Raw genomic sequence first — 15849 nt, forward strand, 5'->3', positions numbered from 1 at the left:
CACTATGCTTCGATGTCGCCACGGGTTCACGACGCGATCCCGACACATCAGGTTCCACGGTGCGAAGGAGCATCCAAATGAAACGACTGAAGATCGCCGCCGTCACCTCCGCGTTCGCGGTGCTCGCGCTCAGCGGCTGCTCGACCGGCGGCTCAGCGACGTCGGAGGGTGACGCCGCGAAGGGCGCGGTCGCGATGAGCTTCGCCGGCCTCGACATCCAGGTCTGGAACGACATGCTGCCGTTCATGGAGGACACCGTCGAGGGAGCCGGATACGAGTTCGTGACCGACGACCCGAAGTGGAACGCGCAGACGCAGGTCTCCGACTGGGAGTCCTGGATCGTGCGCGGCGACATCAAGGCGATCATGGGCTACCCCGTCCAGTCCGACGCGATGGTCGCGGTCACCCAGCGCGCGAGCGAGATGGGTATCCCCGTGCTCGGCTACGGCAGCACCTGGGACGGTGTGGCGGCCGCGGTGTACTTCGACCACCTCGCCGACGGCAAGAAGCTCGGTGAGAAGGCGGCCGAGTGGATCGCCGAGCGGTACGGGTCGGAGCACGTCGAAGTTGCGCTGCTCGGGTACCCCGACACCGACCTCGGACGGCTCCGAGGGGAGGGCATCAAGGAGGCCCTCGACGAGGCGGGCCTCGATCTCAACGTGAATGAGCACTCCGTCCTCAACCTCGACGACGGCTACTCCGCGGTGCAGAACCAGTTGAATGCGTTCCCCGACACGAAGGTCTGGCTCGCGGTCTCGAACGATCCCGCCCAGGGCGCCTACCAGGCACTGATCGACAGCGGCGTCTCGCCGACGGACGACGGCGTCCTGCTCGCGAACCTCGACGGCACCGATGCCGAACTCGACGCGGTGGCCGGTGAGGGGTCCCTCTGGCGGTTCATCTACCTCGCGCCGGCGCGCGAGATCGGCGAGGCGAACGCGGAACTGCTCATCTCCGCCGCGGAAGGCGAGACGGTCGAGGACCAGATCCTGCCGCTGACGTTCGTCGATGCCGCGAACGCCGAGGACTACCTGCTCGCGAATCAGTGAAGACGCCCAAGAGCCTGGAGGGACGACCGTGAAACCGTCGACGCCGCGCATCGCGTTCGAGCACCTCGCCGTGGATTTCGGCGCCACGAGGGCGCTCGACGACATCAGTCTGACGGTCGAACCCGGCGAGATCGTGGGTCTGCTCGGGCACAACGGCGCAGGCAAGAGCACACTGCTGAACGTCGCGACCGGCGTGATCCCGGCGACCGCGGGATCGTTCTCGATCGACGGAGTCGCGGTCGGACGCCGGATCACGCCGAAGGAGGCAACGGCACTCGGCATCACGGTCATCCATCAGGAGCCGGCGCTCGCGCAGAACCTCTCGATCCTCGACAACATCTACCTCGCTCGCAGCGAACCGGGGTGGTCGAAGCAGAAGGCGCAGGCCGCCCGCGAGGCGCTGAGCGCGGTCGGTGCGGACCTGCCGCTCGACATGCCCGTCGAAGCGCTCGGGCTGGGCGAGCGGCAGCTGGTCGACCTGGCGCGCGGCCTGCTCGGCGGCGACATGAAGGTGCTCCTGCTCGACGAGCCCACCGCGGCGCTCGGCAAGGCCGAGACGGATTCACTGCACCGGCTGATCCTCGCGTTCGCCGCTGCAGGGACCTCGGTCCTCTACGTCTCGCACCGGCTGCCCGACATCCTCGAGGTGTGCACGAGGATCGTGGTGCTGCGCGGCGGCGAACTCGTCGTCGACGGCCCGACCGAGCAGTTCACCGCGGCGCGACTCGCCGAGGCGCTCGTCCCCGACATCCGCTCGGTGGACTTCGAGCATGTCGAGGCCGGCGCCGAACGCGTCGGCATCGACCGCCCCGGCGGGCGGATCGAGGTGCGCGCGCGGGAGGTGGTCGGACTGTTCGGGATGGCCGGCGGTGAGCAGTTCGACCTCGCCGCGCAGCTCGCCGGCGCCGACGACGCCACACGTCTCCGATACGACCTCGACGGGAGGTCGACCGAGTTCCGCTCGACGTCGAAGGCGATCCGGAGCGGCGTGTTCTTCGTTCCCGCGGATCGGGAGACGGAGGGACTCATCGGTGCGGAGAGCGCGCTCGACAACGTCATCCTGCCCTGGCTCGGCCGATTCGGCACCGGCGGGTGGTGGGTCTCGGCACGCAGCGGGCGCAGCGTGTACGAACGCGCCCGCAAGGCGCTCGACATCCGGGGGCCGGGGGCCGAGGCCGAGATCTCCCAGTTCTCCGGCGGCAACCGCCAGAAGCACCTCCTCGCGCGGTGGCTCTATCCCGTGGCGCCGAGGCTCCTCGTCCTCTCGCAGCCCACGCAGGGCGTCGATGTCGGCGCCAAGGTCGACATCGTCGAGGGCGTTCGCGGTGCCGCGGCGGCCGGAGCGGCCGTCGTCGTCGCCTCGAGCGAATCCGACGAGATCGCGAGCATGTGCGACCGGGCGTACGTGCTCCATGGCGACACGATCGTCGAGATCCCGCGAACCCCGTCATTCAATGAGGACCTGCTCGATGCATTGCTCGTCTCGGGCGAGCGGTCGCGAGCGGATCGAACCGAGCTTGCAGAAGGACAGAACCGATGAACCTGGAACGATTGAAGATCTTCGCCGCCAAGAACGGCATCTTCCTCGCGCTCATCGCGCTGGTGGGGGTCTTCTCCATCCTCCGCCCGAACTTCTTCTCGCTCGCGAACGGTCAGACGATCCTCCTGCAGGCCGCAGAGCTCGGACTGATCGCGATCCCGGTCGCATTCCTCATCATCGCCGGAACCATCGACCTCTCGGTCGGTTCCATCGCCTCCGCGGCGGCGGTGACGGCGGGGATCACCATGAGTTCGACCGGGTCGGCGACGCTCGGAATCCTCGTCGGCATCGGCACCGGGATCGTCGCGGGGGCACTCAACGGCTTCCTCGTCTCCTACCTGGGCCTGAACGCCTTCGTCGTCACCCTCGGCGCGCTGAGCGTCTGGGGCGGCTTCGCGCTGCTGATCTCCGACGGCCGCACCATCCCGCGATCCGAACTGCCCGAGGCGTTCCGCGCGATCGGGACCTTCAAGGTCGGCGGCATCCCGGTGCAGATCATCGCGCTCATCGTCGTGATCGTCCTCGGCTGGTACGTGCTCAACCACACGAAGTTCGGCAAGGAAGTGAAGGCGATCGGCGGCAACGCGCGAGCGGCCCGGCTGATGGGCGTCGCGGTGAGGCGGAACAAGTTCCTGCTCTTCGTCGGCAGCGGCGCCTTCGCCGCGATCGCCGGTCTCCTCCTCTCGGCGAAAGTGCAGTCGGCGAACCCGACCATCGGTGTCGGAATGGAACTCGAAGCGCTCACGGTCGTCCTGCTCGGCGGTGTCGCGTTCGAGGGAGGCGTCGGTCGGATCAGCGGAGTCGTCGCGGGCCTCCTCTTCTTCCGGGTGCTCCGCGCGGGCCTCGTCTTCATGCAGGCCTCGCCCTTCCTGCAGACCATCCTGGTCGGCGCCACGCTGATCGTGGCCGTCGCGCTGGACAGCTCGATCCAGCGGGTCATCCGGAAGTCGTGGGCCAACCTCGGCAGACGTGCGGTGCGTGCCGAACCCGACGAGGAGACCGAGCCGGTGCGTGAGAGCGTGGGCCGGCTGTGACCGACCCGCGGTCGGGCGAGGTCCCGGACCCCGGTGCTGGCCGGACCTCCGTGGTCGATCTCGACATCGAGACGGCGCTCTCGCTGCTCACCGCGGGCGAGATCACGGCGGTCGAACTGCTCGCCCGCCACCTCGATCGGATCGCGGCCTACGACCGTCGGGGGCCGATCCTGAACTCCGTTCCCGTGCTCAATCCCGGTGCGTTCGACGACGCCGCCGAGTCCGACCGCCGGTTCCGGCTGGGGGGCGCTGCGGTACGGCCCCTCGAGGGCATCCCGTTCACCGTGAAGGACAGCTTCAGTGTCCGCGGGCTGACCGTCGCGAACGGCTCGCCGGCGTTCGCCGGTCTCGTCGCGGCAGGGGACGCCTTCGCCGTGCAGGCGCTGCGGGGTGCCGGGGCGGTGCTGATCGGCAAGACGAACATGCCGCCGATGGCCGCCGGCGGGATGCAGCGCGGCGCGTACGGCCGTTCGGAGAGCCCGTACAACCCCGCCTACCTCGCGGCGGCCTACGCCTCCGGCTCGTCCCACGGATCGGCGGTCTCGACGGCCGCGGGCCTCGGAATGTTCGGAATGGGGGAGGAGACGGTCTCCTCCGGCCGCAGCCCCGCCTCCAACAACGCGCTCTGCGCCTACACGCCGTCGCGAGGAGTGATCTCCATCCGCGGCAACTGGCCGCTGTTCGCGAGCAGCGACGTCGTCGTCCCACAATGCAGGACCATGGCTGACCTGTTGCGCGTCATCGAGGTGCTCGTCGTCGAGGATCCCGAGACCGACGGCGACTTCTGGCGGACCCAGCGCGTGGTCGCGCTCCCGAGCCCCGACGAGGTGTTCCCCCGTCCGCTCGCCGAACTGCGGGAGGACCGTCGGCGCGCGGCCCCGCTCGCCGGTGTCCGGCTCGGCGCGCCGCGCATGTTCCTCGGAGCGGATCCCGAATACCCGGTCGTCATGAGCGACGGCGTGCGCGTGCGCTGGGAGGCGGCCCGCGCCCGCCTCGAGTCGCTCGGCGCCGACGTCGTCGACTGCGATCTCCCGGCCCTGCGGGCCTACGAGGGCGAGCACTACACCGCGAACGCGCTCGCCGAGGTCGGCACGTTCCCCGAAGGCTGGATGGACCGGGAGTTCGGCTCGTTCATGTGGTGGGGCTGGGATGCGTTCCTCCGGCGGAACGCCGCCATCGCACGGAAGCAGGGCGATCCGCCCGTGCACCCCGCATCGCTGGCCGAGGTCGACGGCGGCCTGATCTTCCCGCTGCCGAGCGGGGCGTTGCCCGATCGCTACGACGCGGACGCCGCAGGCGTCGCCGTCGATGCGGCGTCGGCGGAGTTCGGCGCCCGCCACGGCGAGGTTCCCGCCCGCGCTCGAGCCGGGATCGTCGGGCCGTTCGAGGACCCGGACCTCGGGGCGGGCCTCGCGGCGCTCGAGGAGTTCCGCATCGAGCGGTTCGAACGCTGGCTCGAGGAGTCGGAGCTCGACGGGCTCGTCTTCCCGGCGAACGGGGACCACGCGGCCGCCGACGCCGACGTCGACGTGAGGAGCGCCGACCACGCCTGGGCGAACGGCGTGCTCTACTCCAACGGGAACTACATGCTGCGCCACCTCGGCATTCCGACGGTCACGGTGCCGATGGGCGTCGTCGACGAGACGAGGATGCCCGTCGGCGTCACCTTCGCCGGCCCGGCCTACGCGGACGCCCGGCTGCTCGAGTGGGGGCACGCGTTCGAACGCGCGGGCGCCCTTCGGGATCGGCCTTCCGCCACGCCCGAGCTGCCCGGTGGGCCGATCGAGCATCGGCGTCCGGCCGGCGCAACGCGGATCCCCTCGCTCGCGCTCGACTGCCGGGTCGACGAGCTCGCGGGCCACGGCGAGACAGACGAGTCCGTCGCCGGACCGGACGTGCCCGGGCTTCCGCATCGACGCGTCCGGGTGAACGTCCGGGTGGACGGCGATGCCGATGGCCTCGCGGTGCGGATCTCCGTCGACGGCCGAGTCGTGACGGCTCGGCGGGAGGACGACGGGTGGCTCGCCGAGGCGACGGTGCCGGCCGGACGACGGCCGGTCGGCTCAATTCTCGCGGGGTCGACGATCGTGGTCGCGCTCGCCGTCGCCGAGGACGGCACGACGACCGGGGCCTACAGGGAACTCCCGTGAACAGGCCGAGGCGGTCCGCGACGGGGAGCGACGACGGGGATAGATTTGCCCTCGACAATGAGAGAGGATGGCGCGACATGATCATGCAAGCGGCCTCGAATCCCGCAACATGGGATCTCGACGAGATCGACCAGCAGCTCATCGCGATGCTCGAGCAGGACGGGCGTCTGAGCTACGCGGACCTCGCGGCCGAGGTAGGCCTGACGTCGGGCGGTGCCCGGGCGCGCGTCCTCCGCTTGCAGGAGCGCGGCGTCATCCGGATCACCGCGGTCGTCGACGCGACCTCGCTCGGCCTGGACAGCATCGCCGCGCTGCAGGTCGAGGTGGCCGGCGATCGGGAGCTGCAGGAGATCGCCGCCGACATCTCGCGGGTGCGCGGCGTCCGCTACGTGGTGCTCGGCTCGGGCCGGTTCACGATCTTGGTCGAGGTGTACGCCGACAGTCCGCAGAACCTGTTCTCGGTGATCAACTCCGACATCAGGGCGATCCCCGGCGTCGCCCGCGTCGAGACCTTCACCTACGATCGCGTGTTCTCGCACCACCCGGTGTTCCCGATCCGGGTCGGCGACCGCGATTCGGCCTGAGCCCCGCTGCTGACCGTATCGACCTCGCGGCCGGTCGACGCCCTACCGGCGGGCCGCCATCGGGAGGATGATGGCGGAATGACCGATCCACGGCGCACCCTCACCCCTGCCGAGACCGTCGACGACCTCGCGGGCACGGCCTTCGTGCACACCGGCGGGCAGCTCGACGGCGCTTACCGCACCGCGGACTTCGCGAGTGCCGTCGAGATCCTTGCCGAGGTCGCCGAGGTGGCGGACGCGATGAACCACCACCCCGAGGTGCGGCTCGGATGGGGGCGGATCGCGTTCGAGCTGAGCTCGCACGACGTCGGCGGCGTCACCTCCAGGGACCTCGAGCTCGCACGCCGCATCGACGCGCTCGCCGTCGGACGCGGCGCACGCCCCGGCAATTGAGGGAGGGGGCTCAGCCGAGCAGGTAGACCCGCTCCTCGATCTCCGCCTCGCGGGCGTTCGCGTAGCCGCGCTCGGTGCCGACCTGCTCGAAGCCGAGCTTCTCGAGCACCGCGATCGACCCGGCGTTGTCGGCAGCGACGCGGGCGCGTACCGGGCGTTCGGTGAGCGCTTCGAGGAACAGGTGCATGGCGCGGGTGGCGATGCCGCGGCCCCACTGCGCGCGGTCGATCCAGTAGGTGATCTCGGGAGTGCCCTCGTCGAACCAGCGGGCGACGCTGCCCACGATCTCGCCGTCGGCGCGCACGGTGCGGGCGTCGACGCCCGGGTCATCGAGGAGCCGGCGCCAGTGCGCGTCGAACATCGCGCGGTCGCTCGGATCGGGCGGCGTGAAGGCCGCCATCCGGACCGAGACCGGGTCCTGCTCGATCAGGAACAGTGCATCGAGATCACCGTCGCGGGTCGCGCGCAGCGTCACGACATGAGGCTCGCCCATGCCATCTCCTCCAGGATGCCGCGGACGGTGCCGTCGGCCGGTCGGCGCCCGGGGATGCGGGCGCTGTGCGGAGTGGAGTTCAGGAGGCCGAAGGCGGCGTGTGCCCTGACCCTGAGCTCCGCCTCGGCCCGATCGGGCCGGAGTCGGGAGAGCACGTCGACCCAGTGTTCGACGTAGCGGCGCTGGAGGAGGCGCACATCGTGGCGTGCACCCGCGTCGAGCTGTTCGAGTTCGCGATCCTGCACGAGGATGACGTCGGCGTCGCCGAGCGCGAAGTCGACGTGGTGCGCGATGAGTGCGCGCAGCGAGCGTTCGGGGTCGGATGCCTCGTCGAGCACCCGCTCGGCCCCGTCGAGGAGGGCCCGGCTCGCGCCCTCGAGGATGGCCGCGAGCACGGCGGCCTTGCCGGGGAAGTGGCGGTAGACGGCCGGCCCCGAGACGCCGACCGCGGTGCCGAGGTCTTCGATCGTGACGCCCGCGTAGCCGCGTTCGGCGAAGAGCGTCGCGGCGGCGGCGAGGATCGCGGCGCGACGGTCGGCCTTCTGGCGACCGCGCTCGGTGAGCACGGTCGGCCCGTCGGACGCGGGGGCGGGGCTGCTTGCCATCTCGGTTAACGCTCGCTAACATCGGGAATCGAGTTAGTGAACACTAACCGAAACCAGGTGCCCGCGGCAAGGGGGCGCGCCGTCGACGACGACGGACCGAGCGAGACGAGCTGAGCGCATGGGCATCCTGCACACGCAGATCGACCCCGAGGGCGACACCGGCCGGGCGAACGCCGCGGCGCACGCCGAGCTGGCGACCGAGCTGCGGGCGCGGCTCGCTGCCGCCGCGCAGGGCGGGCCCGAGGCATCCCGAACCCGTCACGTCGCACGTGGCAAGCTGCTGCCCCGTGACCGCGTCGCGCGCCTGCTCGACGAGGGCAGCCCGTTCCTCGAGCTCGCGCCGCTCGCCGCCGACGGCCTCTACGGCGACGACTCGCCCGGCGCCGGCATCATCACGGGCATCGGCCTCGTGCACGGCCGACCCGTCATGGTCGTCTGCAACGACCCGACGGTGAAGGGCGGCACCTACTACCCGATGACGGTGAAGAAGCACCTCCGGGCGCAGGAGGTCGCGAAGGAGCACCGGCTGCCGTGCGTCTACCTCGTCGACTCGGGCGGGGCGTTCCTTCCGCTGCAGGACGAGGTGTTCCCCGACCGCGACCACTTCGGCCGCATCTTCTACAACCAGGCGCAGCTCTCGTCGATGCGCATCCCGCAGCTCGCGGCCGTGCTCGGCTCGTGCACCGCGGGCGGCGCGTATGTGCCGGCGATGAGCGACGAGACCGTGATCGTGCGCAACCAAGGCACCATCTTCCTCGGCGGCCCGCCCCTCGTGAAGGCCGCGATCGGCGAGGTCGTCACGCCCGAGGAGCTCGGCGGCGGCGAGCTGCACTCGCGCACCTCGGGCGTGGTCGACCACCTCGCCGAGGACGACGAGCACGCCCTCGAGCTCGTGCGCGACATGGTCGCGACGCTGCCCGCGCAGGCGCCGCGTGCCTGGGCGGTGCGCGAGCCCCGCGAGCCCGCCGTCGACCCGGCAGGGCTCACTGCGGCCGTGCCGGTCGACGTGCAGCAGCCCTACGACGTGCGCGAGGTCATCGTGCGGCTCGTCGACGCCAGCGAGTTCGCCGAGTTCAAGCCCGACTACGGCGACACCCTGATCACCGGATTCGCGCACCTCGACGGCCACCCGGTCGGCATCGTCGCGAACAACGGCGTGCTCTTCAGCGAGTCGGCGATGAAGGGGGCGCACTTCATCGAGCTCTGCGACCAGCGCGGGATCCCGCTGCTGTTCCTGCAGAACATCTCGGGCTTCATGGTCGGCCGCGACGCCGAGGCGGGCGGCATCGCCAAGCACGGCGCGAAGATGGTCACCGCCGTCGCGACGACGCGGGTGCCGAAGCTCACCGTCGTCATCGGCGGGTCGTTCGGCGCCGGCAACTACTCGATGTGCGGGCGCGCGTACTCGCCGCGCTTCCTCTGGATGTGGCCGAACGCCCGCATCTCCGTCATGGGCGGGGAGCAGGCGGCCTCGGTGCTCGCGACGGTCAAGCGCGACCAGCTCGCGGTGAAGGGCGAGACCTGGTCGGATGACGCGGAGCGGGCCTTCAAGGATCCGATCCGCGCCCAGTACGACGACCAGGGGAGTCCCTATCACTCGACCGCGCGGCTCTGGGACGACGGCATCATCGCGCCCGAGGACACGCGCACCGTGCTCGGTCTCGCGCTCGAGCTCGCGAGCCGCACGCCGCTGCCCGAGCCGCGGTTCGGACTCTTCCGGATGTGATGCGCGGCGCGCGCCTCGCCGCGCCGCGCATAGTCTGGTTCAGCGACCGGCTGCCCCGGCGGTGGCCTCGATCGCAGCGATCATCTCGGGCACGCCCCCGCGCCACGGCTCGCCGTGCCCCGGGATCACCCAGCTCGCCGAGACGCCGTCGAGACGGTGCAGTGAGGCGAGCGCCTCGGCAGGGTCGTCGGTGAAGGGTGCGGGCTGCGGACCGTGCGCGCCGGTCAGCACGTGCCGGGTGGTCAGCGCGTCGCCGACGAAGACGGCGTCGACTGCGGGAACGTGGATGGCGACGCTGCCGGGGGAGTGCCCGGGCATCGCGATGACGCGCGGGGCGCCGGGCAGGTCGAGCACCTCGCCGTCGCGGAAGGTCACGACCTCGCCGACGGGGGTGGTGCGCAGGCCGCCCTTGCGTGCGGCGTACCAGAGGAACTTCGCGGTGGCGCCGAGCTTCATGTGCCCCCACTCGGGCTTCGTCGACACCTCGCCGCGGGCGCGCGCCGCGTCGGCCTCGTGCACGTGGATCGGCACGCCGTGCTCGCGGCGGAGTCGCTCGGCGAAGCCGATGTGGTCGGTGTCGCCGTGGGTCAGCACCACGCCGCGGACGTCGTCGACGCTGCGCCCCATGGTCGCGAGCTCGGCGAGCAGCTCGGGCCAATGGCCTGCGAGGCCCGCGTCGATGAGGGTGACGCCCTCGGGGGTGTCGACGAGATGCACGGCGACGAGGTCGTTGCCGATGCGGTGGAGGTGCGGGGCGAGTTGCATGTCGTGTCCTCGGGATGCGGGTGGTCGTCGGTGATGATGGCTATGCTACATAGCCATCATGGCTATGCGCAATAGCCTAGAGTGGAAATCTCTCGGAAGGAGTGCACGATGCCGACACCCGAACGCACCTCGCTCGACGCCATCCTCGCCGCGGGGCGCGAGATCCTCGAGGCCGACGGGCTCGGCGGGCTCACCATGCAGGCCGTCGCCGACCGCGTCGGCGTCCGGGCGCCGTCGCTCTACAAGCGCGTGCGCAACCGGGGAGAGCTCGTGCGCTCGATCGCGGCCTCGACGGTCGCCGAGCTCGGCGCCCGACTGGATTCTCCGGGCGAGCCGCGGGAACCGGGCGGACCCGGCGCGGAGCCGGCAGGGGAGCGGGATGCGGCGTTCGCCGACGTCGCCCGGCTCGCCCGCGTCCTGCGGGCGTTCGCCCACGAGCGGCCGGCGGCGTACCGGCTCGTCTTCGCTTCGGGCGACGACTCGGGGCTCGAGGTCGAGGTGCTCCGCGAGGCGAGCGCGCCGCTGCTCGTCGTCGCCGCCGAGCTCGCGGGGCCCGATCACGCGCTCGATGCCGCTCGCACCCTCACCGCCTGGGTCACCGGCTTCATCAGCATGGAGCTCGCGGGCGCCTTCCGGCTCGGGGGCGACGTCGACCGGGCGTTCGAGTTCGGCGTCGAGCGCATCAGTGCGGCGCTCGCGTCGGCGTCGCGCTGAGGGCTCCGCCCCTTGCGATTTCAGTTAGCGAGCACTAACATCGAATCCAGTTAGTGTGCGTTAACTGATCTGTGCGCACCTTCGAGCGCAGGGAGGCGCGGATGGGCACGGGTGACGCCGTCATCGGAACACGACTGCCGCGCCCCTTCGACCGGGTGCTCGTCGCCAACCGCGGCGAGATCGCCGTGCGGGTCATCCGCACGCTGCGCCGCCTCGGCATCCGCTCGATCGCCGTCTTCTCCGACGCCGACGCCGACGCCCCCCACGTGCGCCTCGCCGACGAGGCCGTGCGCATCGGGCCTGCCGCGGCGGCCGAGAGCTACCTCGACCCCGCGCGCATCATCGCCGCGGCCCGCGAGCGCGGCGCCCAGGCGATCCACCCCGGCTACGGCTTCCTCTCCGAGCACGCGGGCTTCGCCGCGGCCTGCCGCGACGCCGGCATCGTCTTCGTGGGCCCCGGGGTCGAGGCGCTCGACGTCATGGGCGACAAGATCCGGGCGAAGGTGCACGTCGAGGCATCCGGAGTGCCGACCGTGCCCGGCATCGCCGACCCGACGCTCGACGACGCCGCGCTCGCCGCGGCGGGCGAGTCGATCGGCTACCCGCTGCTCGTGAAGCCGAGCGCCGGCGGCGGCGGCAAGGGCATGCAGATCGCCCGCGACGCGCGCGAGCTCGCCGCCGCGATCCCCGCCGCCCGGCGCGTCGCCCTCGCCGCGTTCGGCGACGACACGCTGCTCCTCGAACGACTCATCGAACGACCCCGCCACATCGAGGTGCAGGTGCTCGCCGACGAGTTCGGCGACGTCGTCCACCTCGGCGAACGCGAGTGCTCGCTGCAGCGCCGGCACCAGAAGGTCATCGAAGAAGCCCCGTCGCCGCTGCTCGACGAGGCGACGCGCGCACGCATCGGGCAGTCGGCGTGCGACGCCGCCCGCAGCGTCGACTACCGCGGCGCCGGCACGGTCGAGTTCCTCGTCTCCGACGCGGCGCCCGAGGAGTTCTTCTTCATCGAGATGAACACCCGGCTCCAGGTCGAGCACCCCGTCACCGAGCTCGTGACCGGCATCGACCTCGTCGAGCAGCAGCTGCGCGTCGCCGCGGGCCAGCCGCTCGCGATCCGCCAGGACGACGTGCGGCTCACCGGCCACGCGATCGAGGCGCGCGTCTACGCCGAGAGCCCCGAGCGCGGCTTCCTCCCGTCGACCGGCGAGCTGCTCGTGTGGCGCGAGCCCGGCGGCGACGGGGTCCGCGTCGACGGCGGCATCCGGTCGGGCCAGCAGGTCACCGCCGACTACGACCCGATGATCGCGAAGGTGATCGCGCACGGCGCCGACCGCGCCGAGGCGCTCGCCCGGCTCGACGCCGCGCTCGCCGAGACCGTCGTCCTCGGCGTCGACACGAACCTCGCCTTTCTGCGGCGTCTCCTCGCCGAACCCGCGGTGCAGCGCGGCGACCTCGACACCGGGCTCATCGACCGGATGCCCGACCCCGAGTCCGACGAGATCCCCGCCGCGGTGCTCGCCGCGGCCGAGGGCGTGCGTACCGCGGCGTCCGTCGCGGGGGCACGGGCCGACGGCGGCCACGCGTGGCAGACGGCTCGCGGCTGGGCCGTGGGAGGGCGATCGGCGAGCGGCTCCGGCGACGGTGACGGCGACGCGCACGCGGACGTCGTCGCGACCGACGCCGACGGCGCGCTCTGGCTGCACGGCCCGCTCGGCACCTGGCGGGTCCCCGCCGCCGACCGCCGCGCCGCCCTCGACGCCCGCCTCGCGATGATCGAGCGCGGCGGACTCGCCGACCCCGAACTGCGCGCCCCCATGCCCGGCACCGTGACCGCGGTGCTCGTCGCCGACGGCGACCGTGTCGAGCCGGGCGACGCCGTCGTCGCGATCGAGGCGATGAAGATGGAGCACCGTGTGACGGCTCCCGTCGCCGGCATCGTGCGGCTCGCGGTCGCCATGGGCGCGCAGGTGTCGCGCGACCAGCCCGTCGCCCGCGTCGAGCCCGTGCACGAGGCATCCGACGATGATGCCGCCGTCGCCGCCGGAGCCCCGGCGGAGACGACCCCGCAGACCCCCGTGGCATCGGGCGCGCCCCACGAAGGCGCCCTCCCGACCGCACCCCACCAGAAATGAGGAGCACGACCGTGAGCACCGAGCTGAGCGCCGAGGAACAGCAGCTGTACGACATGGTCTGCGAGTTCGCCGACACGGTCGTCGCCCCGCAGTCGTACGAGGCCGACCGCACCCACACGCTCTCGATGGACGTCGTCGCGCAGATGGGCGAGCTCGGGCTCTTCGGTCTGCCGTTCCCCGAGGAGGTCGGCGGACAGGGCGGCGACTACCTGGCACTGTGCCTCGCCATCGAGGCGCTCGCGCGCGTCGACCAGTCGATCGCGATCACCCTCGAGGCCGCGGTCGGCCTCGGTGCGATGCCGATCTTCCGTCACGGCACGGAGGAGCAGAAGGCCGAGTTCCTGCCCGACCTCGTCGCGGGGCGTGCGCTCGCCGGCTTCGGCCTCACCGAGTCGGAGGCGGGCTCCGATGCCGGCGCCACCCGCACCACCGCGGTGCTCGACGGCGACGAATGGGTCGTCAACGGCTCCAAGCAGTTCATCACCAACTCGGGCACCCCGATCACGAGGTTCGTCACGGTCACCGCGGTGACGGGCGAGCGCACCCGCTCCGACGGCTCGGTCTCGAAGGAGCTCTCGACGATCATCCTGCCGAACGGCACGCCCGGCTTCACGGTCGCCCCCGGCTACGACAAGTCGGGCTGGCGCGCGTCCGACACGCACCCGCTGACCTTCGACGACGTGCGGGTACCCGCGGCGAACCTGCTCGGTGAACGGGGGCGCGGCTTCGCGAACTTCCTGCAGACGCTCGACGAGGGCCGCATCGCGATCGCGGCGCTCGCGACCGGTTCCGCGCAGGGATGCCTCGACGAGGCGCTCGCCTACGCGAAGACCCGCAACGTGTTCGGCGTGCCGATCGCCTCGCACCAGTACATCGCCTTCACGATCGCCCAGATGCAGGCTCGTGTGTACACCGCGCGCCTCGCGTGGCACGACGCCGCCCGGCGCGCCGATGCCGGCCTCCCGTTCAAGAAGGAGGCGGCGATGGCGAAGCTCGTCTCGAGCGACGCGGCGATGCTGAACGCGCGCGACGCCACCCAGATCTTCGGCGGCATGGGCTTCATGAACGAGACGCTCGTCGCACGGCACTACCGCGACTCGAAGATCCTCGAGATCGGCGAGGGCACGAACGAGGTGCAGCTCATGGTCATCGCGCGCGAGCTGGGTCTCGCGGGGTAGCGTTCGAACAGGATGCCACGGGGCGCGCCCCGCGGCGGGAGGGAGCGGCTGATGGCCATCGAATCGACCGAGCTGCCCGAGGTGCACCGCGAGGTGCTGCAGCGCGGGCTCTGGTTCGAGGAGTTCGAGCCGGGCACCCGATACCTGCATCGACCGGGTCGCACCGTGACCGAGGCCGACAACGTGCTGTTCACGACGCTGACGATGAACACGCAGTCCCTGCATCTCGACGCCGCCTGGTCCGAGACGCAGCCGTTCGGCGAGCGACTCGTGAACTCGATGTTCACGCTCGCGACGATCGTCGGGGCCTCGGTGGCGCAGCTCACGCAGGGCACGATCGTCGCGAACCTCGGCTTCACCGAGGTCGCGTTCCCGGCGCCGCTGTACCACGGCGACACGCTGTACAGCGAGACCGTGGTGGTCGAGGTGCGCGAATCGGCCTCGCGGCCGGGGCAGGGCATCGTCACGCTCCAGCACGTGGGCCGCAACCAGCACGGCGTCGAGGTCGCGCGCGCCCGCCGCTCCGTCCTCATGTGGATGCGGGAGGCGGGGGAACGGCAGGCGGCTGCGTCGGCGACGGGGCCCAGGACGCGGCGGGGCGCCTCGCAGGCAGACCGCGACGAGGAGGAGTGATGTCGACGCATCCGGTCTTCCGGTTCGGGCCCGCGATCCTCTTCTGCCCGGCCGATCGCCCCGAACGCTACGCGAAGGCCCTCGACCGGGCCGATGCGGTGATCCTCGACCTCGAGGACGCGGTCGCCCCCGACGCGAAGCACGCGGCGAGGCTCGCGCTCGTCTCGACGCCGCTCGACCCCGACCGGGTCATCGTGCGGGTGAACCCGTCGGGCGGCGACGCCTTCGCCGACGACCTCGCCGCGCTCGCCGCGACCGACTACCGCACGGTGATGCTCGCGAAGTGCGAGGGCACCGCCGATCTCGTCGACCTCGCGGACTTCGAGGTGATCGCGCTCTGCGAGACCGCCAAGGGGGTGCTCGCCGCGCCCGAGATCGCCGCGATCCCGAACGTGTCGGCGCTCATGTGGGGCGCCGAGGACCTCGTCGCCTCGCTCGGCGGGTCGTCGAGCCGGGCGGCCGACGGGTCGTACCGCGAGGTCGCCCGGTACTCGCGTTCGCACGTGCTGCTCGCGGCCGGCGCGCACGGGATCGCCGCGATCGACGCGGTGCACCTCGATCTCGCCGACGTCGACGGCCTCCGCGACGAGGCCGAGGACGCCGCGGCGGTCGGGTTCGCCGCCACCGCGTGCATCCACCCCGCGCAGGTCGAGGTCGTGCGGGCGGCGTACCGTCCGAGCCCCGACCGGATCGAATGGGCGCGCTCGGTCCTCGAGGCGGCGCGGGGCGAGCGGGGCGTCTTCGCGTTCCGCGGCGCCATGGTCGATGCGCCGCTGCTCGCGCAGGCGGAGGCGGTCCTCAGACGCGCCTGACCGACCCCCGATGAGGGTACGAATCCGCGTCATCGCAA

Annotated in this window: 15 protein-coding genes; 12 read left to right on the top strand and 3 right to left on the bottom strand. The window is 71.7% G+C overall.

The window, feature by feature from the left end; all coding sequences use genetic code 11:
* Nucleotides 1-77 precede the first annotated feature (77 nt).
* From ACFVTR_RS04850 to ACFVTR_RS04875, 6 genes are all read left to right on the top strand, one after another.
* Entirely contained in the window at nucleotides 78-1049 is a 972-nt protein-coding gene (locus tag ACFVTR_RS04850) for a sugar ABC transporter substrate-binding protein (protein WP_387035234.1), read from the top strand.
* 28 nt (nucleotides 1050-1077) lie between these two features.
* Nucleotides 1078-2589 carry an ATP-binding cassette domain-containing protein gene (locus tag ACFVTR_RS04855; protein WP_387035236.1) on the top strand — a complete coding sequence of 504 codons (1512 nt, stop codon included), beginning with the start codon at nucleotides 1078-1080 and terminating at the stop codon, nucleotides 2587-2589.
* Entirely contained in the window at nucleotides 2586-3623 is a 1038-nt protein-coding gene (locus ACFVTR_RS04860; RefSeq protein ID WP_387035238.1) for an ABC transporter permease, read from the top strand. The genes ACFVTR_RS04855 and ACFVTR_RS04860 overlap by 4 nt, the downstream gene beginning before the upstream one ends.
* Nucleotides 3624-3673: 50 nt before the next feature.
* Nucleotides 3674-5773 carry an amidase gene (locus ACFVTR_RS04865; protein ID WP_387035240.1) on the top strand — a complete coding sequence of 700 codons (2100 nt, stop codon included), beginning with the start codon at nucleotides 3674-3676 and terminating at the stop codon, nucleotides 5771-5773.
* A gap of 77 nt (nucleotides 5774-5850) precedes the next feature.
* The gene (locus ACFVTR_RS04870; RefSeq protein ID WP_387035242.1) at nucleotides 5851-6357 is read left to right on the top strand and encodes an Lrp/AsnC family transcriptional regulator; all 507 of its coding nucleotides are present in this window, start codon (nucleotides 5851-5853) and stop codon (nucleotides 6355-6357) included.
* A gap of 78 nt (nucleotides 6358-6435) precedes the next feature.
* Nucleotides 6436-6750: a 4a-hydroxytetrahydrobiopterin dehydratase gene (locus ACFVTR_RS04875; RefSeq protein WP_387035244.1), complete on the top strand. Its 315-nt coding sequence runs from the start codon at nucleotides 6436-6438 to the stop codon at nucleotides 6748-6750.
* Nucleotides 6751-6760: 10 nt separating this feature from the next.
* On the opposite strand, the gene ACFVTR_RS04880 is transcribed toward ACFVTR_RS04875, so the two are convergent.
* Both ACFVTR_RS04880 and ACFVTR_RS04885 read right to left on the bottom strand, forming a co-directional pair.
* Nucleotides 6761-7243: a GNAT family N-acetyltransferase gene (locus ACFVTR_RS04880; RefSeq protein WP_387035246.1), complete on the bottom strand. Its 483-nt coding sequence runs from the start codon at nucleotides 7241-7243 to the stop codon at nucleotides 6761-6763.
* Nucleotides 7222-7848 carry a TetR/AcrR family transcriptional regulator gene (locus ACFVTR_RS04885; RefSeq protein WP_387035249.1) on the bottom strand — a complete coding sequence of 209 codons (627 nt, stop codon included), beginning with the start codon at nucleotides 7846-7848 and terminating at the stop codon, nucleotides 7222-7224. Before ACFVTR_RS04885 ends, ACFVTR_RS04880 begins: the two co-directional genes overlap by 22 nt.
* 118 nt (nucleotides 7849-7966) lie before the next feature.
* On the opposite strand from ACFVTR_RS04885, the gene ACFVTR_RS04890 reads away from it, so the two are divergent.
* A complete protein-coding gene (locus ACFVTR_RS04890) occupies nucleotides 7967-9574 on the top strand; it encodes a carboxyl transferase domain-containing protein (protein ID WP_387035251.1) in 1608 nt (535 codons plus the stop codon).
* 39 nt (nucleotides 9575-9613) lie between these two features.
* Here the strand turns inward: ACFVTR_RS04890 and ACFVTR_RS04895 are convergent, their stop codons facing one another.
* Nucleotides 9614-10339: an MBL fold metallo-hydrolase gene (locus ACFVTR_RS04895; RefSeq protein WP_387035252.1), complete on the bottom strand. Its 726-nt coding sequence runs from the start codon at nucleotides 10337-10339 to the stop codon at nucleotides 9614-9616.
* Nucleotides 10340-10447: 108 nt separating this feature from the next.
* Here ACFVTR_RS04895 and ACFVTR_RS04900 point away from each other — a divergent pair, with 108 nt between their 5' ends.
* The 5 genes from ACFVTR_RS04900 (at nucleotide 10448) to ACFVTR_RS04920 (ending at nucleotide 15811) form a co-directional block, all read left to right on the top strand.
* Nucleotides 10448-11053 carry a TetR/AcrR family transcriptional regulator gene (locus ACFVTR_RS04900; protein WP_387035254.1) on the top strand — a complete coding sequence of 202 codons (606 nt, stop codon included), beginning with the start codon at nucleotides 10448-10450 and terminating at the stop codon, nucleotides 11051-11053.
* 101 nt (nucleotides 11054-11154) lie between these two features.
* Nucleotides 11155-13188 (top strand): acetyl/propionyl/methylcrotonyl-CoA carboxylase subunit alpha, encoded by a 2034-nt coding sequence (locus ACFVTR_RS04905; protein WP_387035256.1) that lies wholly within the window; start codon nucleotides 11155-11157, stop codon nucleotides 13186-13188.
* Nucleotides 13189-13199: 11 nt separating this feature from the next.
* Complete coding sequence (locus tag ACFVTR_RS04910) at nucleotides 13200-14366, top strand: acyl-CoA dehydrogenase family protein (protein WP_387035258.1); 1167 nt, start codon at nucleotides 13200-13202, stop codon at nucleotides 14364-14366.
* 51 nt (nucleotides 14367-14417) lie between these two features.
* Entirely contained in the window at nucleotides 14418-14999 is a 582-nt protein-coding gene (locus tag ACFVTR_RS04915) for a MaoC family dehydratase (RefSeq protein ID WP_387035260.1), read from the top strand.
* Complete coding sequence (locus ACFVTR_RS04920; RefSeq protein WP_387035262.1) at nucleotides 14999-15811, top strand: HpcH/HpaI aldolase/citrate lyase family protein; 813 nt, start codon at nucleotides 14999-15001, stop codon at nucleotides 15809-15811. The genes ACFVTR_RS04915 and ACFVTR_RS04920 overlap by 1 nt, the downstream gene beginning before the upstream one ends.
* The last annotated feature ends 38 nt before the right edge of the window (nucleotides 15812-15849 follow it).

The sequence above is a fragment of the Agromyces sp. NPDC058126 genome (assembly GCF_042884595.1).
In the GTDB taxonomy this organism is placed as follows: domain Bacteria; phylum Actinomycetota; class Actinomycetes; order Actinomycetales; family Microbacteriaceae; genus Agromyces.